The following is a 24,879-nucleotide window of genomic DNA, read 5'->3' as shown; positions in this document are numbered from 1 at the left end:
TTTGTCTGGCGGCAGTAGCGCGGTGGTCCCACCTGACCCCATGCCGAACTCAGAAGTGAAACGCCGTAGCGCCGATGGTAGTGTGGGGACTCCCCATGCGAGAGTAGGGAACTGCCAGACATCAAATCAAGCGAAAGGCCATCCGAAAGGATGGCCTTTATGCTTTTCGAACTAACATTCAATTAATGGATTACCTGCGATAAAAATGCCCTCGTACGCTCTGACTTAGGATGCGCAAAAAACTCATCCGGTGCAGCTTGCTCCACTATTTCGCCACGATCCATAAAAATCACCCGGTCAGCGACGGTTCGCGCAAACCCCATCTCATGCGTTACACACAACATTGTCATACCCGATTGCGCCAGCCCAATCATCGTATCCAGCACCTCTTTCACCATCTCCGGATCGAGCGCCGATGTGGGCTCATCAAACAACATAATTTTCGGCTTCATACACAGCGAGCGCGCAATGGCAACGCGTTGCTGCTGACCACCTGAAATCTGTCCGGGAAACTTATGCGCATGTTCGGCAATTCTCACCCGCTCAAGGTAATGCATCGCCAGAGCTTCAGCCTCTTTCTTTGGCATCTTGCGTACCCAAATCGGTGCCAGGGTACAGTTCTGTAGAACGGTCAGATGAGGGAAGAGATTGAAATGCTGAAAGACCATTCCCACTTCCTGCCTGACGCGCTCAATATTGCGGATATCTTCATTAAGTTCGATGCCATCTACCACGATCCGTCCCTGTTGATGTTCTTCCAGATGATTAATACAACGAATGGTTGTCGATTTACCGGAACCTGAAGGGCCACACAGAACGATCCGTTCTCCCGGTTGCACGGTTAAATTTATATTTTTCAAAACATGGAATTGTCCATACCATTTATTGACGTTTTCCAGCGTAATCATCGCGTTAGCAGGTTGCAGTAAAATTTGGCTCATAGTGTCCTCAATGCGGTGTACGCCCGGTGTTAAAACGTTTTTCCAGATGCTGGCTATAGCGCGACATGCTGAAACAGAAGATCCAGTAGATCAGCGCGGCGAAAACATACCCTTCCGTCGACATACCCAACCAGGCGGGATCAACGGTTGCCTGCTGAACGCTACTGAAAAGATCGAACAAGCCGATGATGATCACCAGGCTGGTATCTTTGAAGAGTGCGATGATGGTATTTACCAGCCCAGGAATTACCAGCTTCAACGCCTGTGGCAGAATAACCAGCCCCTGAGTTTTCCAGTAACCCAACGCCAGCGACTCTGCCGCTTCATATTGCCCTTTAGGCAGCGCCTGTAATCCGCCTCGCACGACTTCCGCAACATATGCTGACTGAAACAGGATCACGCCAACCAGCGCGCGGATCAGTTTGTCGATACTGGTGCCTTCTGCCATAAACAACGGCAGCATGACCGAAGACATAAACAATACGGTAATCAGCGGTACGCCGCGCCAGAACTCGATAAAAATGACCGATAAGATACGCACAATCGGCATATGGGAGCGGCGACCTAACGCCAGTAAGATCCCCCACGGTAGCGCCCCCGCAATCCCAACTGATGCAATAATTAAAGTTAGCGTCAGCCCGCCCCATTGCCGGGTTTCAACCCGCTCAAGAGCAAAAAAACCGCCATACATCAGCCACCAGACAATCAGTGGGTAAATCACCGCCCAGGCCGCAATATAGCGACCGCGATGCGGGAGTATTTTCCAGAACATTGGTGCGATCGACACAAGCCCAATCAGTAATGCGAGGTTAATTCGCCAGCGTTGGTCGTGTGGGTAAAGCCCATACATAAACTGACCAAATCGTTCGTGGATGAAGACCCAACAGGCACCGGCTTTTGTGCAGTCGGCACGCGTTGAGCCAACCCAGTTAGCCTGCAAAAATGCCCAGTTCAGCAACGGTGGGATCAGTTCCCACATCAACCATATGCAGCCAATAGTCAGCAGGCTATTGCTCCAGCTGGAGAACAGATTTTTTCGCACCCACACCATCGCGCGGTTTGAGTTATGGCTCGCCGGGCGCGGGGGATGAGACAGCAATACTTTTGTCATCATGACTCCTTAGCGTTCAACGATCGCGATGCGGCGGTTATAGATATTCATCAGCAGCGAGATAGTCAGGCTGATAATCAGATAGACCGACATGGTCATGGCTATCGTCTCGATGGCTTGCCCCGTCTGATTCAGCACGGTGCCGGCAAACAGCGAAACCATATCGGGATAGCCAATAGCGGCGGCAAGAGAGGAGTTTTTGACGATGTTGAGATACTGGCTGGTTAACGGTGGAATAATCACCCGCAATGCTTGGGGAATAATGACCTGGCGTAGCGTAACCGGGTTGGGTAATCCCAGTGACCGAGCCGCTTCATGTTGACCATAAGGCACTGCCTGGATCCCAGCGCGGATAATCTCGGCGATAAATGCAGATGTATAAACCGAAAGTGCCAGCGTTAAGGCTGCCAGTTCAGGAATTAAAACCATCCCGCCGCGGAAGTTAAAGCCTCGTAGGGCTGGGACATCCCAGTGTAGTGCTGCGCCAAAAAGCCATTGCGCCAGTAAAGGCAAACCAATGATCAACACTGCGGCGATCGGCCAGGTGCGGCGCAGTTGTCCGGTCTTTATCTGGTATGTTTTATTAAAGCGGAATAGCCCAACAGAAAGGACTATAGCCATAACAACAGCCAGGATAAACGCAATAAATCCGTCTCCCAGCTGCGGTGACGGAATATAAAGCCCACGATTGCTCAAAAAGGCCAGATCAAACGCGCTCACAGCCTGGCGTGGTCCGGGCAAATTGCGCAACACGGCAAAGTACCAGAAGAAGATTTGCAGCAGCGGGGGAATATTACGGAAGATCTCAATATAAATTGTGGAAAGCTTTCGTAGCAGCCAGTTATCCGAAAGTCTCGCCAGACCGATAAAGAAGCCCAAAACAGAAGCGAACACAATACACAATGCAGAAACCAGTAGCGTATTGAGTAAGCCGACAATAAAAACGCGTCCGTAGGTGTCGCCCTGCTGGTAATCGATCAAATGCTGGACAATACCGAAGCCAGCGCCGCGATCCAGAAAGGCAAAACCTGAAGTAATGCCACGATTATTGAGATTCGTTACAGTGTTGTGAAATAACCAACCAACAATGCCGACAACAGCAACAACGGCAAGGATCTGGAATAACCAGGCACGAACCGTAGGGTTGGCAAAGGAGAGTGAGCCTTTAACGGTTGAGCGGCGATGAGACATAGAAACCTCGGAAAGCATAACGCTGAAGAGAGCGCCGCCGTAGCGACGCTCGTTACCTCACACCGACTTAACGCACGGGCGGCGCGTACTGAATACCGCCGTTATTCCAGAGATTATTTTGCCCACGTTTAATTTTCAGCGGGCTTTCTGAACCTACGTTACGCTCAAAAATTTCCGAGTAGTTACCCACCTGTTTGATGATGTTATAGGCCCATTTATTATCCAACTTCAGATCCTTGCCGTAATCGCCTTCTTTACCCAGCAGATGTGCCATATCAGGCGTTGCTGGATTAGCCGCTTTTTCATCGACGTTCTGGGAATTGATGCCCATCTCTTCAGCATTTAGCATGGCGAAAAGCGTCCAGCGTACAATCGAGAACCATTCATCATCGCCACGACGAACTACCGGCCCAAGCGGTTCTTTAGAGATAACCTCCGGTAAGACAATCCATTCAGCCGGGTTGCTTAATTTGATGCGCAGGGCATACAGTTGGGATTGATCCGAAGCCAGCGTATCGCAGCGACCAGATTCCAGTGCCTTCGCTGATTCGTCAGAGCGATCGAAAGTCACTGGTGTGTACTTCATATTGTTTGCCTTGAAATAGTCGGCGACGTTGAGTTCGGTATCAGTACCCGCCTGAATACAGACGGTAGCGCCATCCAGTTCTTTCGCGCTTTTTAGCCCCGCTTTATCGTGCGTCAGGAAGCCAATGCCGTCGTAATAAGTGACGCCAGTAAATGCCATTCCCATCCCGGCATCGCGAGATGAAGTCCAGGTCGTATTACGGGAGAGCAAATCCACCTCCCCTGACTGTAAAGCGGTGAAGCGTTCTTTTGCAGTGAGCGGGGTATATTTCACTTTCGTGTCGTCACCAAATACAGCAGCGGCAACACCACGACAAATATCAACATCAATACCTGAAAATTTACCGTCAGCATCGGCATAAGAGAACCCAGGTAATCCATCACTGATCCCGCATTGCACAAAACCTTTTTTCTGTACGGCATCAAGCGTCGCGCCAGCATGCGCCTGATTAGCAACGGCAAGCAGCACGCTGGCGGCAGCCAGTGTGGCTATCATCATCTTTTTCATAATGCTTCCTGTGAGGCGAAAATTATCGTTATAGGACGTTTGGGAAACGTCTTTTACCTGTCTGTGGCCATCCTCTTATAAGCAAAAGTAGTGCCAGCTTTTGCGCACGATTTCGCGTCGCAATAAGCTGAGTGTAGACAGGAAATAATAAAAACAGCGCCCCGCAATGGTGCGAAAATGAAACATGCGCCACATTTTGGCGCAAAATATTTACGCGTGTTTTACTAAGCAGAATAATGATTGTTAGCGTGAGTATATTTCTGGTGGGAAGTGCGAAAGTTAAATTGATGCGTTATTTCGAAAGCAGCGAAATAACGCGATATAACATGCTAAATCAGCAGAGAATTAGCCAGCAGAATATAGCAATATTTTATCTTATGTAAAGATACTGTATCGTTAAACAGAGCGCGAAACTCCGCGCCCTGTTCAGTTATTTCGACAGAGCGATGATCCCCATCGTCAGGCCAGCAACAGCTGCTGCTCCGCCAGCAATAGCCCCAGCCGTTTCCCAGTTATCCTGAGTTGTGCCTTTCATACAGGTATTGGTGTGAACCAGACGCCCCTGATCGTCATAAACCGGAACGCAGGGCGAATCGTGAGCACAGCCCGCCAGCAATGCGGTGAGCAATGCCACAGGAATTAATCTTTTCATGGTGTTACCTCAGTAATAAACGCTAACGCTTAATAAGTTAACTCTCTTATTAACGAGCTGAATGCCATTTTATCACCGGAGGTTATAAATCTTACGGAATGAATAATGACAAATTATGTGAATTGTAAAAATAGTGAAGGGAGCGGGAACTATAGAAAGCTTTTAAAGAGTGAGCAAAAGAATATCTTATTAATTTTTATGGGTTTCACTGAAAATAATAAAGGCACCCGAAAGCGCCTTTATGTTTCAGATTTATCCTTTAAAGCAACGGCGGATCACCACAAAGAACACTGGTACGAAGAAGATTGCCAGCAACGTTGCAGAGACCATTCCGCCCATTACCCCGATACCCACTGCGTTCTGCGCGCCACTGCCGGCACCGTTACTGATAGCCAGCGGTAATACGCCGAGAATAAAAGCGAGAGAGGTCATCAGGATAGGACGCAGACGCATACGTACTGCCATTAGTGTCGCTTCAACAACACCTTTACCCTCTTTCTCCATGAGATCTTTAGCGAACTCAACAATCAAAATAGCGTTTTTGGCCGACAAGCCAATTGTCGTTAGCAAGCCCACCATAAAGTAGACGTCATTTTTTTGATTAAAGAGTGTCGCCGCCAGCAGCACGCCGACAATCCCTAACGGCACGACCAACATAACCGAGACAGGAATTGACCAGCTTTCATAGAGTGCAGCAAGGCACAGGAAAACAACCACAAAGGAAATTGCTACCAGAGCGGGAGCCTGGTTTCCCGATAAGCGTTCCTGATACGACATACCCGTCCAGTCATAACCAATGCCCGCAGGTAATTTTGACGCTAGGTTTTCCATCAACGCCATGGCATCGCCGGAACTGGTTCCTGGCGCGGCTTCCCCCTGAATCTCCATTGACGGCAGACCGTTGTAGCGTTCCAGTCGCGGAGAGCCATACACCCAATGTGAAGTGGTAAAGGCAGAGAATGGCACCATTTCGCCGTTGGCGCTGCGGACATAAAGTTTATCGACATCTTCTGGCAGCATACGGAATTTGGCATCCGCCTGAACATACACCTTTTTCACGCGACCACGGTCGATGAAGTCGTTAACGTAAGTCCCACCCAGCGCCGTTGAAATGGTCTGATTGATGTCAGAAAGTGAAACACCTAATGCCTGCGCCTTTTCCTGGTCAACTTCCAGTTTAAACTGCGCGGTGTCTTCCAGGCCATTAGGACGCACGCTGACTAAGCTGGCAGGATGTTGCGCCGCCATACCAAGCAACTGGTTACGGGCCTGGGTTAGGGCATCGTGACCCAGCCCAGCCTGATCAATTAACTCAAAGTCGAAACCCGTTGCCGTGCCCAGTTCAACAATGGCTGGCATATTGAATGGAATGACAAAACCGTCGCGGATCTTGCCCAACTCCATTTTGGCACGATGGATTACCGCTTCCGCACTGTTTTCGTCACCACTACGCTCTTCCCACGGTTTCAGACTGACGAAGGCCATACCGGCGTTTTGTGCCTGGCCGCTGAAGCTAAAGCCGTTAACCGTAAAGACACTTTCAACGTTTGCTTTCTCGTTCTTCAGATAGTAATCCGTCACTTGATCCAACACTTTTTGCGTCCGCTCTTGCGTCGCGCCAGCGGGTAACTGAATCATGGTCAGAAAGACACCCTGATCCTCTTCAGGTAAGAAGGAAGACGGAAGACGTAAAAACAACACCACCATTCCTGCAACAATCAGCGCATAGATCAGTAAATATCGTCCTGTGGAACCGAGGATTTTGCCGACGCTGTTGGTGTAGTGGTTAACGCTATGATCGAAGGTGGTATTAAACCAGCCGAAGAAACCACCCTTATTTTCGTGATGCTCAGCTGAGGTGGGTTTGAGCAGTGTTGCACATAACGCAGGGGTAAGAATCAATGCCACCAGAACAGAAAGCGCCATTGCCGAAACGATGGTGATAGAGAACTGACGATAAATTGCCCCAGTAGAACCGCCGAAGAATGCCATCGGAATAAATACCGCTGACAGCACCATCGCGATACCCACCAGTGCGCCCTGTATTTGCGACATTGATTTTTCCGTCGCTTCTTTTGGCGGGAGCTTATCCTCCATCATCACGCGCTCGACGTTCTCCACCACCACTATCGCATCATCGACGAGCAGCCCGATGGCAAGCACCATCCCGAACATCGTTAGTGTGTTGATGGAGTAACCAAAAGCGGCGAGGATGGCAAACGTCCCTAACAACACCACGGGTACCGCAATGGTGGGGATCAGCGTTGCTCGCATATTCTGCAAGAACAGATACATCACCAGGAACACCAGCATAATAGCTTCGAACAGTGTTTTTACCACTTCGTGAATAGAAAGCTGGACGAATGGCGTGGTGTCATAAGGGTAGAGAACCTTCATTCCCTGCGGGAAGAATGGCTGTAACTCCGCCAGTTTTGCCTTAATGGCTTTCGCGGTATCGAGAGCGTTCGCACCGGTTGCCAGCTTAATACCCAGGCCCGCCGCCGGTTTTCCGTTGATGCGAGCGATAACGTTATAGTTTTCACCGCCAAGTTCAACCCGTGCGACATCTTTCAGACGCACCACCGAGCCGTCACTGTTTACGCGCAGGGTCACTTTGCCGAATTCTTCCGGATTTTTTAACCGCGTCTGAGCAATAATCGAGGCATTCAACTGTTGCCCTGGTAACGCTGGCGTTCCGCCCAACTGTCCGGCAGCGATCTGATCGTTCTGTACCTTCAACTGGTTAATCACATCAACCGGTGTCAGTTTATATTTGTTTAGCAGATCGGCGTCCAGCCAGATACGCATCGCATACTGTGCGCCGAAAAGCTGTACGTCACCGACGCCATTCAGACGGCTAAGCGTATCTTTAACGTTAGAGGCCACATAGTCCGAGATATCGTCCTGTGTGGTGTCTGGGTTATCAGAGACAAAGCCCGCCACCATCAAATAGCTGCTACTGGACTTTTCAATACTGATCCCCTGCTGCTGAACCTCCTGCGGCAGCAACGGCGTGGCGAGCTGGAGTTTGTTCTGCACCTGCACTTGCGCGATATCAGGATCGGTCCCGGACTGGAAGGTAAGGGTAATTGTCACGCTACCGGCGGAATCGCTGGTGGAGGACATATACATCAGGTTATCGATACCATTCATATTCTGTTCGATAACCTGCGTCACCGTATCCTGCACGGTCTGCGCATCAGCACCCGGATAGTTTGCTGAAACAGAAACCGCAGGCGGTGCAATGGTTGGATACTGAGCGACGGGCAATTGTAGGATCGCCAGTGCGCCCGCCATCATCAGAATAATGGCCAGCACCCATGCAAATATCGGTCGTCGAATAAAAAAGTTTGCCATGTCAGATTACCTTACTTCGATGCAGTATCTGCGGGGGTATCGGTAGTGGCTTTAACCTGCTCTCCCGGACGCGCTTTTTGCAGGCCGCTGACAATGACTTGATCGCCAGATTTCAGACCTTCGCTAATCAACCATTTATCGCCAATCGCCTGACTGGCAACGACAGGGCGCGCTTCAACCTGACTTTTATCGTTAACAATCAGCACGGTTGCATCACCACGCGGTGTGCGGCTAACGCCTTGTTGCGGGATAAGAATGGCGTCAGGTTGGACGCCTTCATCAATCCGTGCACGCACAAACATACCCGGCAAAAGCGTATGTTGCGGGTTAGGGAAGACAGCACGTAGGGTTATGGAGCCGGTGCTTTCATCAACGGTCACATCGGAGAATTGCAGCGTACCTTTCAGGGGATAGGTTTGACCGTTTTCCATGACCAACTCTACGTTGCTGGTGGCGTTTTCCTTATGCAAATTTCCTTGCTCTACTGATTGCTTCAGCCTCATAAAATCGTTGCTGGATTGGGTCACATCAACGTAGATAGGATCGAGCTGCTGGACAGTCGCCAGTTCAGTCGTTTGCCCATTAGTGACAAGAGCGCCTTCGGTCACAGTCGATTTGCCGATACGTCCGCTAATTGGCGCAGTCACTTTGGTATAAGCAAGATTGATGCGAGCGCTTTCGACTGTGGCTTTTGCGGCAATCACGGCGGCATCGGCCTGGCGAGCATCAGCAATGGCCTGGTCGTACTCCTGCTGGCTGATGTATTTCGTACCCACGAGCGGAACGTAACGTTTTACCGTCAAATGCGCGATGGCGGCGGCGGCTTCACTTTTCGCCAGTTCGCCTTTCGCGCTGTCATAATTTGCCTGATAGGTCGCGGGATCGATCTGGTACAGGGACTGGCCTGCTTGCACATCGCTGCCTTCAGTGAAATTGCGATTCAGTACGATCCCGCGGTAATGACTCCAACTTATTGATAGTGTTTTATGTTCAGATAATGCCCGATGACTTTGTCATGCAGCTCCACCGATTTTGAGAACGACAGCGACTTCCGTCCCAGCCGTGCCAGGTGCTGCCTCAGATTCAGGTTATGCCGCTCAATTCGCTGCGTATATCGCTTGCTGATTACGTGCAGCTTTCCCTTCAGGCGGGATTCATACAGCGGCCAGCCATCCGTCATCCATATCACCACGTCAAAGGGTGACAGCAGGCTCATAAGACGCCCCAGCGTCGCCATAGTGCGTTCACCGAATACGTGCGCAACAACCGTCTTCCGGAGCCTGTCATACGCGTAAAACAGCCAGCGCTGGCGCGATTTAGCCCCGACGTATCCCCACTGTTCGTCCATTTCCGCGCAGACGATGACGTCACTGCCCGGCTGTATGCGCGAGGTTACCGACTGCGGCCTGAGTTTTTTAAATGGCGGAAAATCGTGTTGAGGCCAACGCCCATAATGCGGGCGGTTGCCCGGCATCCAACGCCATTCATGGCCATATCAATGATTTTCTGGTGCGTACCGGGTTGAGAAGCGGTGTAAGTGAACTGCAGTTGCCATGTTTTACGGCAGTGAGAGCAGAGATAGCGCTGATGTCCGGCGGTGCTTTTGCCGTTACGCACCACCCCGTCAGTAGCTGAACAGGAGGGACAGCTGATAGAAACAGAAGCCACTGGAGCACCTCAAAAACACCATCATACACTAAATCAGTAAGTTGGCAGCATCACCCGATCCCGCTAACCTGTGGGCGAACTTCGGCTATACGATAAGCATTGGTGCGGCCTGGTAATTCAGTCTTAACTTCTAACGGGGCCGTTTTTACAATATGAACGGTAACCTGCGGTTCACCGACGTGAGCTTTCTCTTCTCCCTTATCGTTACAACCGGCGATTAAAGCCGCGGAGATCAGAATAAAGGAGGGCAGGAGGAAAAACCTGGCATGTTTCGTCATTACTATTCCTCAAAAAACCAAAAGCGCGTTATTTACCCAAAAAGGCAACGCGTTAACTCGCAGAAAGAAAAATACAGTTCGCTATCCTACAAATTATCATTCGTCGATGTAAGGAATAGTTATGAATACAGGCGTCTCAAGGCACATAAACACAAAAAAAGATTAATATTCTACTGTTTTATTTTGACGCGGGTTGAAAGAGGCAGAATTAAAACCTCGTAAATTGAAATATATATTGATGTAGTGAATGTATCTTAGGTAAATAATATATATTATTTATTTAACGATCTATAGCAACTCAATATTAGCCTCTCGTATAAATACACATTAGGTGATAGATTAACCTTCGCTATTTTCTCACTCTGTGTCGAATATATTTATTTCCTGAATAATTAATCATGGCAAAAAGAACCAAAGCCGAAGCTCTGAAGACCCGGCAAGAACTGATTGAAACTGCCATCGCCCAGTTTGCGCAGCATGGCGTAAGCAAGACGACGCTCAACGACATTGCCGACGCCGCTAACGTTACGCGTGGCGCTATCTACTGGCACTTCGAAAACAAGACTCAACTGTTTAATGAGATGTGGTTGCAACAGCCTTCATTGCGGGAGTTAATCCAGGAACACTTGACGGCTGGATTAGAGCATGACCCGTTTCAACAATTGCGTGAAAAATTGATTGTCGGCTTGCAATATATTGCCAAAATTCCCCGCCAGCAGGCGTTGCTGAAAATCTTATATCACAAATGTGAATTTAATGATGAGATGCTGGCCGAGGGAGTGATACGCGAAAAGATGGGCTTTAATCCGCAGACTCTCCGCGAAGTATTGTAGGCATGTCAGCAACAAGGTTGTATAGCAAATAATCTCGATTTAGATGTTGTGATGATTATTATTGATGGTGCCTTCAGCGGAATTGTTCAAAACTGGTTAATGAATATGGCGGGTTATGATCTTTATAAACAAGCACCCGCACTGGTCGATAACGTATTAAGAATGTTCATGCCAGATGAAAACATAACGAAATTAATTCATCAAACGAATGAATTAAGTGTCATGTAAATTCACATTCTGTCCTGAAAATTCAGTTCGTCACAGTTAACCAGTTTTAGTGGATTAACTGAGTTCATATTGCGGCATTTGTCTGTTTCTGTTGCCAGCAGTTCAATCCACTGCATCAGTAAAGTATCAAACAGAAAAACGAAGACAGCGAAAACGACGAGCCACCAATACTTGCGAATCATTACCTGAGCCTGTGCATGTTTAACCAAGTCTGGCAGGAAATATACACGAAATGAATAATCTGAAAACCAGGCTTACACTTCCTTTACTTTGCAATGAGATCGGGGTCAACTTCGCTTAACCGACTTCGTTTTGACAGGTTGCCGGTCTTTCTTTTTTTCACTTTCGCCAGTTCTTCCGCAGAGTAATGCGACGCGACATCCAGCCGTCGAAGCCCCATTTTGATGTACTCGCTGTTGATCTCAATACCAATGAATTTTCGCCCGCTGGAGACGGCTACGGCACCGGTAGTAAAGCTACCGGCAAACGGGTCGAGAACGATATCGCCTGGGTTGGAAGAGGCGAGAATAATGCGTTTCAGTAAGGCTTCCGGTTTTTGCGTCGGGTGGTTCTCATATTCATCCATCAAATAACGCACGCGCGGAAAATCCCAGACGTTACCCGGTACTTTTTGATGATTGTAAGGCTGTGGAGGATTTTTGCGATAATCGATCAACGCGCGCTGCGATCCGGTTTTGGCTTCTACCAGAATAGCATCACCGTTGAATGTGTAGTTCTTTGCGTCTTTCACCATCATCAGGATGGGTTCGTACATGGAGCCGTAGTGTTTTTTCGCCTGCACTCCAGAACTGTCATATGACCAGACGATGCGACTTTTGATGGTAAAAAGCTTGCGGCACTGGAGATCGATAAAGGGCATGTTTTCCGTACTGTTCATGATGTACATGCTGCCCTGCTTTTTCAGAACGCGGTGGCACTCTGCAATCACTTCTAACAGCCAGTCGATAAACAGATCTTCTTTCCAGGCTTCGATCAGACCATCAAAATTTTTACCGATGTTATACGGTGGGTCGGCAAAGATCAGATCGACGCTTTCAGTAGGTAGCTTTTTAAGTTCGGCAAGGGCATCACCGTGAATAATGGTCTTAGCTTCATTACCAAACCGGGTCGGTTCACATCCTGTTCTCATGGTCACTCCCTTTGTGACACCTATAAAAAAGGCGCTTCCCCATGCCGAGTAGCGCCTTTTTAATCAAGCATTTAGCTAACCTGAATTAGTTCATGCCGTATTTTTTCAATTTTTTACGCAGCGTACCACGGTTGATGCCCATCATCAGCGCAGCACGGGTCTGGTTACCACGGGTGTATTGCATCACCATGTCCAACAGGGGCTGTTCTACTTCAGCCAGTACCAGCTCATAGAGGTCATTCACATCCTGACCATTCAGTTGAGCAAAATAGTTCTTCAGTGCCTGTTTAACCGAGTCACGCAGGGGTTTTTGGGTTACCTGATCCTGAGAGTTAACGGTAGAAACGGTCAGTACGTCAGAATTTACGCGTTGTTCGAACATAGTTCTGTCAGCTCTTTATTTCTGTTTACGCAAAATTTTCGAAGTATGCCTCCAACGCCTCCAGCTGTTCGCTGGCATCCTCAATGGCGTTGAATGTGCGCCGAAACTGGTCATTTGGAGCGTGTTCCTGGAGATACCAGGAAACGTGTTTACGTGCAATTCGGTACCCTTTTGCCGGACCATAAAAGTCATGCAGTTCCCGAACGTGCGCGCAAAGCAAGCGCTTAACCTCTGCCAAAGGCAGCGGGGGCAGCAACTCCCCAGTGTCCAGATAATGCTGGATTTCCCGAAAGATCCAGGGTCTTCCCTGAGCTGCGCGGCCTATCATCAGGGCATCCGCCCCTGTATAGTCGAGCACAGCTCTGGCTTTAAGCGGGTCAGTAATGTCGCCATTCGCGATAACCGGAATGGAAACTTTCTGCTTAACTGCCCGAATACTGTCGTACTCAGCTTCTCCATTGAACAAACAGGCGCGTGTACGGCCATGAATGGTCAGAGCCTGAATGCCACAGTCTTCAGCCAGTTGGGCAATCTCTTCGCAGTTACGGTGTTCCGGTGCCCAGCCGGTGCGAATCTTCAGGGTAACAGGAACGTCCACTGCATTGACGACCTCGGTAAGGATCGATTTAACGACATCCGGGTACTGCAAGAGGGCTGAACCTGCGAGCTTGCGATTCACTTTTTTAGCCGGGCAACCCATATTGATATCAATAATCTGGGCACCGCTTTCCACGTTAATACGTGCTGCATCTGCCATTTCTTTCGGATCGCTACCAGCAATTTGCACGGTGCGAATACCGGGTTCATCAATGTGCACCATCCGTAAACGAGATTTGTCGCTTTCCCAAACCTGTGGGTTAGAAGACATCATCTCGGATACTGTCAATCCGGCTCCCATCTCGTAGCACAACGTCCGAAAAGGTCTGTCTGTAATGCCAGCCATGGGCGCTGCGATCAGGCGATTTCTGAGCTGATATTGTCCGATGCGCATGAGTTAAGAAATGACCATACTGTGACTGCAAGGCGGCGTATATTACGCATTTTTTGCACGAGATGAAAGGCCAAACTTTGACCAATCCTCTGAGATGGATCAAAGAATTGCATTTAAAATGAGCGTGGTGCGATAATTACTCATAAAAATCATCATATTAGAAAATAGTGACTAAAATTTACACTCAAAGAAATTTGAGTAAGTTCTCAATTTTTCTTTATGAATGAAAATTTTGGCACGCAAATTTGCGTAAATAATCGGCAAATTTACGTGCCTTTTGTGAGCTTGCTCGCACTTCGCCCCGCGTCACCCTACGGCGATGCGAAGGTTAATTCTTACGACCGGTAATACGGCACCACTCTTCTTTTTCCACGACCGGGTCCAGTGCGAAGCTGTCGGCATAAGCTTCACAAACGCTCTCTGCCTGGCTTGCCAGAATACCGGAAAGGCCCAGCAAACCGCCTGAAACCGGCAGGACGCTGATTAACGGTGCCAGTTCACGTAATGGGCCTGCAAGGATGTTAGCGACCACCACGTCGGCTTTCATTTCTTCTGGCTGATCTTTCGGTAAGTAGAGTTCCAGACGGTCAGAAACGCCATTACGTTCGGCGTTATCGCGGCTGGCCTGAATCGCCTGCGGATCGATATCAATACCAATGGCTTTTGCTGCACCCAGTTTCAGCGCCGCGATCGCCAGAATGCCGGAACCACAGCCAAAGTCGATGACTGTTTTACCGGTTAAATCGAGGCTGTCGAGCCATTGCAGGCACAGAGAGGTGGTTGGATGGGTACCCGTACCAAACGCCAGCCCTGGATCTAACATCACGTTGACGGCGTTTTCGTCCGGCACATCACGCCAGCTAGGGCAGATCCACAGTCGTTCACCAAAGCGCATCGGGTGGAAATTATCCATCCATTCGCGCTCCCAGTCTTTATCTTCTAGTTGTTCGATTTTATGCGCGAAGCCTGCGCCGAGCAGCGGATGGTTTTCCAGAATCGCCACCACGTCGTTCATATCGGTTTCAGCGTCGAACAGACCAATCACATCGGTGTCGCCCCACAGGCGCGTTTCGCCCGGCAGCGGCTCAAATACTGGCGTATCGTGGGTATCCTGAAAAGTGATAGAAACGGCACCCGCTTCCATCAGCGCATCGCTAAGATCTTCCGCGTTCGCGCCGGTGGTGTTCAGTTTCAGTTGGATCCAAGGCATGGCAAAACTCTTTATTTATCAGTAGTCAAAACGGTAGCTTGCGGGACGGATGTACCGAAACGGTTTCCGACCAGGAAAGCCAGCAAACTTAGTAGTAACGAGGGCACGATAGGGTGGAAGCCCAGGTACTGAATATTCAGCGTCGCGAGTACGGCATACAGCACGCCGCCAACGATCATCGCACTTAGCGCGCCTTTGGCGTTGGCGCGTTCCCAGTAAAGACCCAGCACCAGCGGCCACAGGAAAACGGCTTCCAGCCCACCGAAGGCCAACAAATTCAGCCAGATGATCATTTCTGGCGGCTTCCAGGCGGCAAGCAGCAGCAACGCGCCGAGAACTAACGTAATTACCGCCGACATCCGCTTCAGACGCGTCTCGTTTTGCATTTGATCCGGACGGATATTCAGATAGAGATCTTTAATGATCGTAGCGGAACTTTGTAGCAATTGGGCGTTAATTGTCGACATGATCGCAGCCATAGGTGCAGCCAGAAAGATCCCGGCAGCAAACGGTGGCAGCACTTTTACCATTAACGTCGGGATCACCAGATCCGGTACGGTGAGATCGGGGATCACTGCACGACCTAACGCTCCGGCCAGGTGCATACCGAACATCAGGATTGCGACTACAATCGTACCGATGATGATCCCCCGGTGTACTGCTTTGCTGTCTTTATAAGAGATACAGCGCACCGCAGTATGCGGCAGGCCTATAACGCCAAAGCACACCAGTACCCAGAACGACGTCATAAAGGCAGGCGACAGAATATCGTCAGCGCCTTGTGGCGTAACCAGTTGCGGATCGATGGTTTGCAAGGTCTGTACTGCGTTGCTTAAGCCGCCAGCGGCATGTACCACGCCAATAAGCAGCACAACGGTGCCAATCAGCATCACAAGCCCTTGCATGGTGTCGTTCAGCACGCTGGCGCGAAAGCCACCAAAGGCGGTATATAACGCAATGCTGATACCAAAAATCAGCAGCCCGGTTTCATAAGGAATACCCGCCGCGGTTTCCAGCAGGCGCGCACCGCCGATAAACTGCACGGTCATCGCACCAACGAACGCAACCAGCAAACTCAAACTCGCCAGCCACACCAGAAGACGACTCTGGTAGCGGGCAAACAGCATATCGTTCAGCGTCACTGCATTGTAGCGGCGCGCAAGAATCGCAAACTTCTTGCCGAGAATACCGAGTGAAAGCCAGACTGCAGGAAGCTGAATCATCGCCAGCAATACCCAGCCAAGGCCGTATTTGTAAGCAGCTCCAGGCCCGCCGATAAACGAACTGGCACTGATATAAGTCGCGGTGAGCGTCATCGCCAGCACAATACCGCCCATAGAGCGGCTGCCGAGGAAATACTCATTAAGGAAGGTGCCGGTGCTCCGTTTACGCATCGCATAAACCGAGATACCGAACACCACCACCAGATAGGCGACCAGCGGTAGAATTACTTCAAGCTGCATCGTCATCCTCCAGTGGGATATCGCGATAGATAAATTTCACCATCGCACAGCACAGTCCAATAAACAGCAGCGGCGTCAGGATGCAGGCCATCTCAAACCAGCGCGGAAAGCCGGTAAAACCGGGGGCAACGCCAGGTAAGTAAGCGGCTACTAACCAAACTGCCAGATACAAAAGGGTCAGCCCCAGCGCCCAGCGCGCCTCTTTATGGGCCTGAACAAAACGAGTGTCCATTTTTTGTCCCTGATGGGTGAAGAAAGCGAGGATTGTACCTTATGGGGGTTGTCGATCCCCAGTAATAAAAAAGGCCGGAAAATCCGGCCTTTTGACGCTTTTGCAGTCTTATTTTTCCTGAAGACCGAGTTTTTTCTCCAGATAGTGGATGTTAGTGCCACCATGCTGGAAGTTCTCGTCATTCATGATGCGGATCTGCAGATCAACGTTAGTTTTGATACCGTCGATGATCAGCTCCTGCAGCGCATTTTTCATGCGAGCAATCGCCACGTCACGGTTTTCACCGTAGCAAATCAGCTTACCGATCATTGAGTCATAGTACGGCGGTACGGTGTAGCCCGCGTAGATATGAGACTCCCAACGTACGCCAAAACCGCCAGGTGCGTGGAAACGGGTGATTTTGCCCGGGCTTGGCAGGAAGGTGTTCGGATCTTCGGCGTTGATACGGCATTCCACCGCATGGCCGCGAACGTGAACTTCTTCTTGCTTGATCGACAGCGGTTGACCGGCAGCGATACGCAGCTGTTCTTTGATCAGGTCAACGCCGGTGATCATTTCTGTAACCGGGTGTTCTACCTGAATACGGGTGTTCATTTCGATGAAATAGAACTCGCCGTTTTCGAACAGGAACTCGAAAGTACCTGCACCGCGATAGCCGATATCAACACACGCTTTAGCGCAACGTTCGCCGATGTAGCGACGCAGTTCCGGGGTAATGCCCGGTGCTGGTGCTTCTTCGACCACTTTCTGGTGGCGGCGCTGCATGGAGCAGTCACGTTCCGCCAGATAGATAGCGTTGCCCTGACCGTCAGCCAGTACCTGAATCTCGACGTGGCGAGGATTTTCCAGGTATTTCTCCATGTAAACCATATCGTTGCTGAAAGCAGCTTTCGCTTCCGCACGGGTCATGGAGATGGATTGTGCCAGTTCAGCGTCGCCGCGCACTACGCGCATACCGCGACCACCGCCGCCGCCGGAGGCTTTGATAATCACCGGATAACCAATGCGTTTAGCAATGGCACGGTTTTTATCCATATCGTCGCCCAGCGGGCCGTCAGAACCTGGTACACAAGGGACGCCCGCTTTTTTCATCGCCGCGATTGCGGATACTTTGTCGCCCATCAGGCGAATGGTTTCTGCTTTCGGGCCAATGAAGATAAAGCCGGAGCGTTCAACCTGCTCGGCAAAGTTGGCGTTCTCGGAGAGGAAGCCGTAACCCGGATGGATTGCTACTGCGCCGGTGATTTCAGCGGCGCTGATGATTGCCGGGATGTTCAGATAACTTTTTACTGACGGAGCAGGGCCAATACAGACCGTTTCATCTGCCAGTAATACGTGTTTTAGATCGCGATCCGCGCTGGAGTGCACAGCGACAGTCTTGATGCCCAGTTCTTTACAGGCACGAAGAATACGCAATGCAATCTCGCCGCGGTTGGCAATAACAATTTTATCCAGCATGTTCGCCTCGTTACTCGATGACGACCAGCGGCTCGTCAAATTCTACCGGTTGTCCACTTTCGACCAGAATTGCTTTCACGGTACCGGATTTGTCCGCTTCGATCTGGTTCATCATTTTCATGGCTTCAACGATGCACAGGGTATCGCCCACGTTGACTTTCTGACCCACTTCGATGAACGCTTTTGCGTCCGGGCTTGGGGTGCGGTAGAAAGTACCAACCATCGGGGAACGTACGATGTGACCACTGATTTCCGCTGCTGCTGGCGCTTCCATGGAAGGAACGGTCGCCGGAGCGGCTGCGTTAGATTGAGCTGGCTGCTGCATCATTGGTGCAGCGTAAGCTTGTTGCATCACAGGGAAACTTGCGGCAGGAGCTGCACGGCTAATGCGTACTGACTCTTCGCCTTCAGAAATTTCCAGTTCGGAGATGCCTGATTCTTCAACCAGCTCGATCAGTTTTTTAATCTTACGAATATCCATGAGTGGGTTCCGTACTCTTTGTTTAGTGTGATTGTGACAGGCGTTTCACCGCCGTCTGTAAAGCGTATGCCCCGACAGCTGTATGCATAGCGATAAATTCCAGCAGGCCGGGACGCCGGTCTATTTTGCCCCAGAGTGTCAATGTTAGACTTGACGGACATTGTGCAGCGATCTGCTGCTATCCTCCGGCAAAAAACAAAATATACCTTCGTTGCGCCAATGTCACCTTTTCCGCAGCGCAAAAACTGCGTCAGGGAGGACGAGGTCGCACATTATAACGATTTCGTAGCAATTGGCAGCTAAATACTGGTCTTATCAGGGAAGATAATCAACAGCTAACATGTAAATAACCTTCAACACCGTGTAATTTGCAACAAGCCGCACAATTCACGAAATTAGCGCCATCATCGACGGAACTTCTTATAACGTAAGGTGAAAAGCTGTAAAGCCAGCCCTGCGAAGATGAGGGGCTGCAATGAGATAATCTTCACAGACCACAAATAATGTAGGGATGCCAGGATCGCGACAAGATAGACGACATTACGCAGCGGTTGCTGGGGATTACCCAATTTTCACTGCATCGTCTGGATAGATGTGAATGCTAAAGCACGCAAAATCAACCGACTGACAATGCTCAGCATTAAATACGTTCGAGTGGTTAATTTGTAGGCAAATAAAATCAGATTATTCCCCCCATTTTGCAGAAGGTAAACTGTTTTGTCAGGTGGCAGTACTGCTATCTGATGCATTTAGAATTTGCCGCGAGACAATAAAAAAGCCGATTATGTAGCAAAATCGGCTTCGGTGAGTTTGCAGTTTTCATCACACACTCCGACAAGCTTTTTCAAGCATGACGGAGGTTGCGTTAATGCAAGGTTTCTACCCAGGGATAAAAGTGACCGTTACGGCGGATGAATATCTGTGTTGTCAGAGGATGGTCATCCTCACGGAAGCATTGTTCTGTTAACTGTCGTAATGCGCTGAGATTTGCTGGCTGATCATTGTGGGTGAAAAACAGTTTTCCTCGGGAGGGAACAGTCACTAACAGGTCGCCGCATTCAGGATCGGGTGATTGCACCCAAAGATCGTCAATGAGCATCAGACTGGGCTCATAAGTACCCCCAGCAGAGATAACGGCAACTTTTCCATCGTTTGCGCCTGTATCAACGATTTCAGCCGAAACTTCCGGCAATATTTGCTTCAAATTATTGATGGCTTGTTCGCGGTCAATGGTCACTTCGTAGCGCATCAGATAGCGCATGGTTTCGCTACCATCTTCAGCAAACAAGATAATTAACTCATCGTTAAAGTCTTCCCAGGCAAAATCCAGCGAGGCGTTGAGGACCTCTGGATCAGACTCATACTGGCTAAGCTGTTGGCGAACGGTATCCAGCCAGGCTTTTTCTTTAATCACCGGAACAATACAGCGCCCGGTCGGCAGCATTTCTGCAAGCTGTTTCAGCATATCTGCAGCCACTTCTTCCAGCGGGTCTGGTGCGGCTTGATAACGTTTGTAGGCATCATCAAGGGTGATTTCCACCGTTTGGTGACCCGTATCAATGCGCATCAATTTATGGTCAGTCGAAATCATGACTTTCCAGTTTGGATGATGTTGTACAACTTCATGACCAAGATGTTCGACGAAAGCTGTCCGGCTAACCGCTTTTCCCGTTAATCGATTGAATAATGATTTCAAAATGAGTTCCCTCTCTTATTAATCCTTGCTAAATGGTTAGTTAACCTTCACCAGCGTGCGACCCTGGATCTGGTTATTAATGATGGCCTCGGCAAAGTTCGGTGCCTCTGACAGAGATATCTCTTTTGCCGCCTGGGTATAGAATGATTCCGGTAAATCGGCGACCAGTCGCTGCCAGGCTTGTGCGCGGCGTTCTGGTGGCGTCATTACTGAATCCACCCCTTGCAAACGGACATTACGCAGAATAAATGGCATGACCGTGGTTGGCAGAGTAAAACCACCCGCCAGACCACAGGCCGCCACGCAGCCGCCGTAATTCATTTGCGCCAGCACTTTTGCCAGCACTTTGTCGCCAACAGTGTCAATTGCCCCAGCCCAGACTTGTTTTTCCAGAGGACGGGATTCGGCAAACTCATCACGAGGGAGAATACGGCTGGCACCTAAACTTTTCAGATATTCATGGGTACTTTCGCGACCGGAAACGGCAACGACCTGATAACCCAACTTATGCAGCAGCGCCACGGCGGTACTGCCGACGCCACCACTGGCACCCGTCACGACAATCTCCCCGTCCTGCGGGCGAACACCGGCATCTTCCAGCGCCATCACACACAGCATGGCGGTAAAACCGGCAGTACCGATAATCATTGCTTTACGCGCGTCCAGCCCTTGCGGCATGGCAACCAGCCAGTCACCTTTCACTCGCGCCTGCTCCGCCAGCCCACCCCAGTGGTTTTCACCAACGCCCCAGCCAGTGAGTAACACCTCCTGACCGGCATGAAAACGCGGATCTTCGCTGGTGCATACAGTTCCGGCAAAATCGATCCCAGGAATCATCGGAAAATTACGGATGATTTTTCCCTTACCGGTAATCGCCAGCGCATCTTTATAGTTCAGGCTCGACCAGTGAACATCGACCGTGACATCGCCCTCCGGCAGGCGACTTTCGTCCAGAGTCTGTACTGATGCGAGAGTTTTGCCGTCCTGCTGTTCTAAAAGTAACGCCTGCATAAGTGGTCCTCATGTGCATGATGGATTGGAAAATAATTTCTGAAGACTATACTCGCTAATGGAAAAGCAAAGCCGATGAAGCGCAATAAATTGCGAGATAAATCTGATTTGCTAGTATGCCCGCTTCCTCACTATCGGAGTTAACACAAGGATGAGATTAACGACGAAATTTTCGGCCTTTGTTACGCTGCTCACCGGGTTAACAATTTTTGTGACTTTGCTGGGCTGTTCGCTAAGTTTCTACAACGCCATTCAGTATAAGTTTAGTCATCGCGTTCAGGCGGTGGCGACGGCGATTGATACCCACCTTGTGTCGAATGACTTCAGCGCATTAAGGCCACAAATTACCGAATTAATGATGTCGGCAGATATCGTTCGTGTAGACCTGCTCCATGGTGATAAGCAGGTTTATACCCTGGCCAGAAATGGTAGTTATCGTCCGGTTGGCACCAGCGATCTGTTTCGTGAACTGAGCGTTCCGTTGATAAAGCATCCGGGGATGTCGTTGCGTCTGGTTTATCAGGATCCGATGGGCAACTATTTCCATTCGTTGATGACCACCGCGCCGCTCACAGGGGCGATTGGCTTTATCATTCTTATGCTCTTTCTGGCGGTACGCTGGTTACAACGGCAACTTGCCGGGCAAGAATTGCTGGAAACCCGGGCTACTCGTATCTTAAACGGTGAGCGTGGCTCTAATGTGTTGGGAACCATCTATGAATGGCCGCCCAGAACCAGCAGTGCGCTGGATACGCTGCTTCGTGAAATTCAGAACGCACGCGAACAACACAGCCGTCTTGATACGCTGATCCGCTCTTATGCCGCCCAGGACGTGAAAACCGGCCTCAATAACCGACTCTTTTTCGATAATCAGTTAGCAACGTTACTGGAAGATCAGGAGAAAGTAGGTACCCACGGGATCGTGATGATGATTCGTCTGCCGGATTTCAATATGTTGAGCGATACCTGGGGGCACAGCCAAGTTGAAGAACAGTTCTTCACTCTAACGAATCTGCTGTCGACATTTATGATGCGCTACCCTGGCGCACTGCTGGCGCGTTACCACCGCAGTGATTTTGCTGCGCTGTTACCGCACCGGACGTTAAAAGAGGCAGAGAGCATCGCCGGTCAGTTAATCAAAGCCGTCGATACCTTGCCGAACAATAAAATGCTCGATCGCGACGATATGATCCACATTGGTATCTGCGCCTGGCGTAGTGGTCAGGATACCGAGCAGGTAATGGAACATGCAGAGTCTGCCACGCGTAATGCGGGATTGCAGGGCGGCAATAGCTGGGCTATTTACGATGACTCGTTGCCTGAAAAAGGACGCGGTAATGTTCGCTGGCGTACGCTTATCGAGCAAATGCTCAGTCGCGGCGGCCCGCGCCTTTATCAAAAACCGGCGGTTACTCGCGAAGGTCAGGTTCATCATCGCGAACTCATGTGCCGCATCTTCGATGGTAATGAAGAGGTTAGCTCGGCGGAGTATATGCCGATGGTCTTGCAGTTTGGCTTATCGGAAGAGTATGACCGTCTGCAAATCAGCCGTCTTATTCCACTATTGCGTTACTGGCCAGAGGAAAATCTGGCGATTCAGGTTACCGTTGAGTCGCTGATTCGCCCGCGTTTTCAGCGTTGGCTGCGCGATACGTTAATGCAATGTGAAAAATCACAACGAAAACGCATAATTATTGAACTTGCAGAGGCCGATGTAGGTCAACATATCAGTCGTTTACAACCTGTTATTCGTTTAGTGAATGCTTTAGGGGTACGGGTAGCCGTCAACCAGGCTGGTTTGACGCTGGTAAGCACCAGTTGGATCAAAGAACTTAATGTTGAGTTACTCAAGCTCCATCCGGGGCTGGTCAGAAACATTGAGAAGCGAACGGAGAACCAGCTGCTGGTTCAAAGCCTGGTGGAAGCCTGCTCAGGGACCAGCACCCAGGTTTACGCCACCGGTGTGCGTTCGCGAAGCGAGTGGCAGACCCTGATTCAGCGCGGTGTTACAGGCGGGCAAGGGGATTTTTTCGCGTCCTCACAGCCACTTGATACTAACGTGAAAAAATATTCACAAAGATACTCGGTTTAACCTGCCGTTTAATCCGTTTTCACGTAGAATAACGCGCGCTGCGTCTCATGGGAGTGTGCTTGTCTGCTCGCCAGATTGTTGCAGCACATATGCAGATGAATGACCTTACGCGGTTGCAAACAGGCGAGGAATGCTGCTGATGCATTAAGCCTTTCTGGACTCAGGCAGAGATTTGTAACAAAGGAAACGAACTGCACTAATTTTCACCGTAGCAGATGATTTTTGCGCCTTGTCGCTGCTGCGTGTGGTTGGTAAAGTAAGCGGATTTTCTTTTCCGCCCCAGCTTTCAGGATTATCCCTTAGTATGTTGAAAAAATTTCGTGGCATGTTTTCCAATGACTTGTCCATTGACCTGGGTACTGCGAATACCCTCATTTATGTAAAAGGACAAGGCATCGTATTGAATGAGCCTTCCGTGGTGGCCATTCGTCAGGATCGTGCCGGTTCACCGAAAAGCGTAGCTGCAGTAGGTCATGACGCGAAGCAGATGCTGGGCCGTACGCCGGGCAATATTGCTGCCATTCGCCCAATGAAAGACGGCGTTATCGCCGACTTCTTCGTGACTGAAAAAATGCTCCAGCACTTCATCAAACAAGTGCACAGCAACAGCTTTATGCGTCCAAGCCCGCGCGTTCTGGTTTGTGTACCGGTTGGCGCGACCCAGGTTGAACGCCGCGCAATTCGTGAATCCGCGCAGGGCGCTGGTGCCCGTGAAGTCTTCCTGATTGAAGAACCGATGGCTGCCGCAATTGGTGCTGGCCTGCCGGTTTCTGAAGCGACCGGTTCTATGGTGGTTGATATCGGTGGTGGTACCACTGAAGTTGCTGTTATCTCCTTGAACGGCGTGGTTTACTCCTCTTCCGTGCGCATTGGTGGTGATCGTTTCGACGAAGCTATCATCAACTATGTGCGTCGTAATTACGGTTCTCTGATCGGTGAAGCCACCGCAGAACGTATCAAGCACGAAATCGGTTCGGCTTACCCGGGCGATGAAGTCCGTGAAATCGAAGTTCGTGGCCGTAACCTGGCAGAAGGTGTTCCACGCGGTTTTACCCTGAACTCCAACGAAATCCTCGAAGCACTGCAGGAACCGCTGACCGGTATTGTGAGCGCGGTAATGGTTGCACTGGAACAGTGCCCGCCGGAACTGGCTTCCGACATCTCCGAGCGCGGCATGGTACTCACCGGTGGTGGCGCACTGCTGCGTAACCTTGACCGTTTGTTAATGGAAGAAACCGGCATTCCAGTCGTTGTTGCTGAAGACCCGCTGACCTGTGTGGCGCGCGGTGGCGGCAAAGCGCTGGAAATGATCGACATGCACGGCGGCGACCTGTTCAGCGAAGAGTAATCGGATGCAGGCA

General features: G+C 50.2%; 20 protein-coding genes, 1 rRNA gene and 3 pseudogenes. 4 read left to right on the top strand and 20 right to left on the bottom strand.

The annotated features are described in order from the left end of the window. Positions 1 to 4: 4 nt before the first annotated feature. Positions 5 to 120 (top strand): 5S ribosomal RNA (rrf, locus tag HUZ68_RS20615). Between the two features lie 62 nt (positions 121 to 182). On the opposite strand, the gene HUZ68_RS20610 is transcribed toward rrf, so the two are convergent. From HUZ68_RS20610 to HUZ68_RS20570, 9 genes and pseudogenes are all read right to left on the bottom strand, one after another. Further along, the gene (locus HUZ68_RS20610; RefSeq protein ID WP_000078338.1) at positions 183 to 941 is read right to left on the bottom strand and encodes an amino acid ABC transporter ATP-binding protein; all 759 of its coding nucleotides are present in this window, start codon (positions 939 to 941) and stop codon (positions 183 to 185) included. A gap of 7 nt (positions 942 to 948) precedes the next feature. After that, positions 949 to 2,052 (bottom strand): amino acid ABC transporter permease, encoded by a 1,104-nt coding sequence (locus HUZ68_RS20605; RefSeq protein ID WP_001301413.1) that lies wholly within the window; start codon positions 2,050 to 2,052, stop codon positions 949 to 951. Between the two features lie 9 nt (positions 2,053 to 2,061). Then, entirely contained in the window at positions 2,062 to 3,243 is a 1,182-nt protein-coding gene (locus tag HUZ68_RS20600; RefSeq protein ID WP_000019655.1) for an amino acid ABC transporter permease, read from the bottom strand. 67 nt (positions 3,244 to 3,310) lie between these two features. Further along, a complete protein-coding gene (locus HUZ68_RS20595; RefSeq protein ID WP_000738568.1) occupies positions 3,311 to 4,336 on the bottom strand; it encodes an amino acid ABC transporter substrate-binding protein in 1,026 nt (341 codons plus the stop codon). 430 nt (positions 4,337 to 4,766) lie between these two features. Further along, complete coding sequence (locus tag HUZ68_RS20590; protein WP_000825639.1) at positions 4,767 to 4,988, bottom strand: putative periplasmic lipoprotein; 222 nt, start codon at positions 4,986 to 4,988, stop codon at positions 4,767 to 4,769. A gap of 252 nt (positions 4,989 to 5,240) precedes the next feature. Continuing rightward, the gene (gene acrF / locus HUZ68_RS20585) at positions 5,241 to 8,345 is read right to left on the bottom strand and encodes a multidrug efflux RND transporter permease subunit AcrF (protein WP_239593969.1); all 3,105 of its coding nucleotides are present in this window, start codon (positions 8,343 to 8,345) and stop codon (positions 5,241 to 5,243) included. Between the two features lie 11 nt (positions 8,346 to 8,356). Then, a pseudogene (gene acrE / locus HUZ68_RS20580) lies at positions 8,357 to 9,298 on the bottom strand (multidrug efflux RND transporter periplasmic adaptor subunit AcrE); the annotation flags it as partial. Positions 9,299 to 9,315: 17 nt separating this feature from the next. Beyond that, positions 9,316 to 10,013, bottom strand: a protein-coding gene (locus HUZ68_RS20575) for an IS1-like element IS1B family transposase (RefSeq protein WP_095033700.1) whose coding sequence is annotated in 2 segments (ribosomal slippage) — positions 9,316 to 9,764 and positions 9,764 to 10,013 — 699 coding nt in all. Because the reading frame shifts where the segments join, the coding sequence is not laid out codon by codon here. Between the two features lie 56 nt (positions 10,014 to 10,069). Continuing rightward, a pseudogene (locus HUZ68_RS20570) lies at positions 10,070 to 10,291 on the bottom strand (efflux transporter periplasmic adaptor subunit); the annotation flags it as partial. 398 nt (positions 10,292 to 10,689) lie between these two features. On the opposite strand from HUZ68_RS20570, the pseudogene acrS reads away from it, so the two are divergent. After that, positions 10,690 to 11,352: pseudogene (gene acrS, locus HUZ68_RS20565) on the top strand (multidrug efflux transporter transcriptional repressor AcrS). A 2-nt stretch (positions 11,353 to 11,354) separates the two neighbouring features. Here acrS and HUZ68_RS20560 read toward each other — a convergent pair. From HUZ68_RS20560 to acuI, 11 genes are all read right to left on the bottom strand, one after another. Beyond that, positions 11,355 to 11,534, bottom strand: coding sequence for a DUF2556 family protein (locus HUZ68_RS20560; RefSeq protein WP_001295275.1), 180 nt, complete (start codon positions 11,532 to 11,534; stop codon positions 11,355 to 11,357). An 83-nt stretch (positions 11,535 to 11,617) separates the two neighbouring features. Further along, positions 11,618 to 12,502, bottom strand: coding sequence for an adenine-specific DNA-methyltransferase (yhdJ, locus tag HUZ68_RS20555; protein ID WP_001258928.1), 885 nt, complete (start codon positions 12,500 to 12,502; stop codon positions 11,618 to 11,620). A gap of 85 nt (positions 12,503 to 12,587) precedes the next feature. Next, complete coding sequence (gene fis / locus HUZ68_RS20550) at positions 12,588 to 12,884, bottom strand: DNA-binding transcriptional regulator Fis (RefSeq protein WP_000462905.1); 297 nt, start codon at positions 12,882 to 12,884, stop codon at positions 12,588 to 12,590. A 25-nt stretch (positions 12,885 to 12,909) separates the two neighbouring features. Next, positions 12,910 to 13,875, bottom strand: coding sequence for a tRNA dihydrouridine synthase DusB (gene dusB, locus HUZ68_RS20545; RefSeq protein WP_001219652.1), 966 nt, complete (start codon positions 13,873 to 13,875; stop codon positions 12,910 to 12,912). 328 nt (positions 13,876 to 14,203) lie between these two features. Beyond that, entirely contained in the window at positions 14,204 to 15,085 is an 882-nt protein-coding gene (gene prmA / locus HUZ68_RS20540) for a 50S ribosomal protein L11 methyltransferase (protein WP_001145827.1), read from the bottom strand. 11 nt (positions 15,086 to 15,096) lie between these two features. Continuing rightward, on the bottom strand, positions 15,097 to 16,548 hold the full coding sequence (gene panF / locus HUZ68_RS20535; protein ID WP_001175728.1) for a sodium/pantothenate symporter: 1,452 nt from the start codon (positions 16,546 to 16,548) through the stop codon (positions 15,097 to 15,099). After that, on the bottom strand, positions 16,538 to 16,780 hold the full coding sequence (locus HUZ68_RS20530) for a YhdT family protein (RefSeq protein ID WP_033814974.1): 243 nt from the start codon (positions 16,778 to 16,780) through the stop codon (positions 16,538 to 16,540). Before HUZ68_RS20530 ends, panF begins: the two co-directional genes overlap by 11 nt. Positions 16,781 to 16,888: 108 nt before the next feature. Continuing rightward, the gene (accC, locus tag HUZ68_RS20525) at positions 16,889 to 18,238 is read right to left on the bottom strand and encodes an acetyl-CoA carboxylase biotin carboxylase subunit (protein ID WP_000884639.1); all 1,350 of its coding nucleotides are present in this window, start codon (positions 18,236 to 18,238) and stop codon (positions 16,889 to 16,891) included. Between the two features lie 10 nt (positions 18,239 to 18,248). Continuing rightward, a complete protein-coding gene (accB, locus tag HUZ68_RS20520; RefSeq protein WP_000354622.1) occupies positions 18,249 to 18,719 on the bottom strand; it encodes an acetyl-CoA carboxylase biotin carboxyl carrier protein in 471 nt (156 codons plus the stop codon). Positions 18,720 to 19,584: 865 nt separating this feature from the next. Continuing rightward, positions 19,585 to 20,415 carry a DUF1444 domain-containing protein gene (locus HUZ68_RS20515; protein ID WP_077896681.1) on the bottom strand — a complete coding sequence of 277 codons (831 nt, stop codon included), beginning with the start codon at positions 20,413 to 20,415 and terminating at the stop codon, positions 19,585 to 19,587. A gap of 36 nt (positions 20,416 to 20,451) precedes the next feature. Further along, positions 20,452 to 21,426, bottom strand: coding sequence for an acrylyl-CoA reductase (NADPH) (gene acuI / locus HUZ68_RS20510; RefSeq protein WP_033814976.1), 975 nt, complete (start codon positions 21,424 to 21,426; stop codon positions 20,452 to 20,454). Between the two features lie 151 nt (positions 21,427 to 21,577). On the opposite strand from acuI, the gene csrD reads away from it, so the two are divergent. Together csrD and mreB are read left to right on the top strand one after the other, a co-directional pair. Further along, positions 21,578 to 23,518: an RNase E specificity factor CsrD gene (csrD, locus tag HUZ68_RS20505; protein ID WP_001241410.1), complete on the top strand. Its 1,941-nt coding sequence runs from the start codon at positions 21,578 to 21,580 to the stop codon at positions 23,516 to 23,518. A gap of 304 nt (positions 23,519 to 23,822) precedes the next feature. Continuing rightward, positions 23,823 to 24,866 (top strand): rod shape-determining protein MreB, encoded by a 1,044-nt coding sequence (mreB, locus tag HUZ68_RS20500; RefSeq protein WP_000913396.1) that lies wholly within the window; start codon positions 23,823 to 23,825, stop codon positions 24,864 to 24,866. Positions 24,867 to 24,879 lie beyond the last annotated feature (13 nt).

It is taken from the genome of Shigella dysenteriae (genome assembly GCF_022354085.1).
GTDB classification, from domain to species: Bacteria; Pseudomonadota; Gammaproteobacteria; order Enterobacterales; family Enterobacteriaceae; genus Escherichia; species Escherichia coli.
The sequence above is the reverse complement of the archived record's forward strand: the minus strand, read 5'-3'. Positions and strand labels throughout refer to the sequence as shown.

What these genes read in the sequence shown, in the direction of transcription:
- accB (WP_000354622.1), bottom strand. Translation starts at nt 18,719, where the DNA reads ATGGATATTCGTAAGATTAAAAAACTGATCGAGCTGGTTGAAGAATCA.
- acrF (WP_239593969.1), bottom strand. Translation starts at nt 8,345, where the DNA reads ATGGCAAACTTTTTTATTCGACGACCGATATTTGCATGGGTGCTGGCC.
- dusB (WP_001219652.1), bottom strand. Translation starts at nt 13,875, where the DNA reads ATGCGCATCGGACAATATCAGCTCAGAAATCGCCTGATCGCAGCGCCC.
- panF (WP_001175728.1), bottom strand. Translation starts at nt 16,548, where the DNA reads ATGCAGCTTGAAGTAATTCTACCGCTGGTCGCCTATCTGGTGGTGGTG.
- HUZ68_RS20605 (WP_001301413.1), bottom strand. Translation starts at nt 2,052, where the DNA reads ATGACAAAAGTATTGCTGTCTCATCCCCCGCGCCCGGCGAGCCATAAC.
- HUZ68_RS20560 (WP_001295275.1), bottom strand. Translation starts at nt 11,534, where the DNA reads ATGATTCGCAAGTATTGGTGGCTCGTCGTTTTCGCTGTCTTCGTTTTT.
- fis (WP_000462905.1), bottom strand. Translation starts at nt 12,884, where the DNA reads ATGTTCGAACAACGCGTAAATTCTGACGTACTGACCGTTTCTACCGTT.
- HUZ68_RS20610 (WP_000078338.1), bottom strand. Translation starts at nt 941, where the DNA reads ATGAGCCAAATTTTACTGCAACCTGCTAACGCGATGATTACGCTGGAA.
- csrD (WP_001241410.1), top strand. Translation starts at nt 21,578, where the DNA reads ATGAGATTAACGACGAAATTTTCGGCCTTTGTTACGCTGCTCACCGGG.
- acuI (WP_033814976.1), bottom strand. Translation starts at nt 21,426, where the DNA reads ATGCAGGCGTTACTTTTAGAACAGCAGGACGGCAAAACTCTCGCATCA.
- accC (WP_000884639.1), bottom strand. Translation starts at nt 18,238, where the DNA reads ATGCTGGATAAAATTGTTATTGCCAACCGCGGCGAGATTGCATTGCGT.
- yhdJ (WP_001258928.1), bottom strand. Translation starts at nt 12,502, where the DNA reads ATGAGAACAGGATGTGAACCGACCCGGTTTGGTAATGAAGCTAAGACC.
- prmA (WP_001145827.1), bottom strand. Translation starts at nt 15,085, where the DNA reads ATGCCTTGGATCCAACTGAAACTGAACACCACCGGCGCGAACGCGGAA.
- HUZ68_RS20530 (WP_033814974.1), bottom strand. Translation starts at nt 16,780, where the DNA reads ATGGACACTCGTTTTGTTCAGGCCCATAAAGAGGCGCGCTGGGCGCTG.
- HUZ68_RS20595 (WP_000738568.1), bottom strand. Translation starts at nt 4,336, where the DNA reads ATGAAAAAGATGATGATAGCCACACTGGCTGCCGCCAGCGTGCTGCTT.
- mreB (WP_000913396.1), top strand. Translation starts at nt 23,823, where the DNA reads ATGTTGAAAAAATTTCGTGGCATGTTTTCCAATGACTTGTCCATTGAC.
- HUZ68_RS20590 (WP_000825639.1), bottom strand. Translation starts at nt 4,988, where the DNA reads ATGAAAAGATTAATTCCTGTGGCATTGCTCACCGCATTGCTGGCGGGC.
- HUZ68_RS20600 (WP_000019655.1), bottom strand. Translation starts at nt 3,243, where the DNA reads ATGTCTCATCGCCGCTCAACCGTTAAAGGCTCACTCTCCTTTGCCAAC.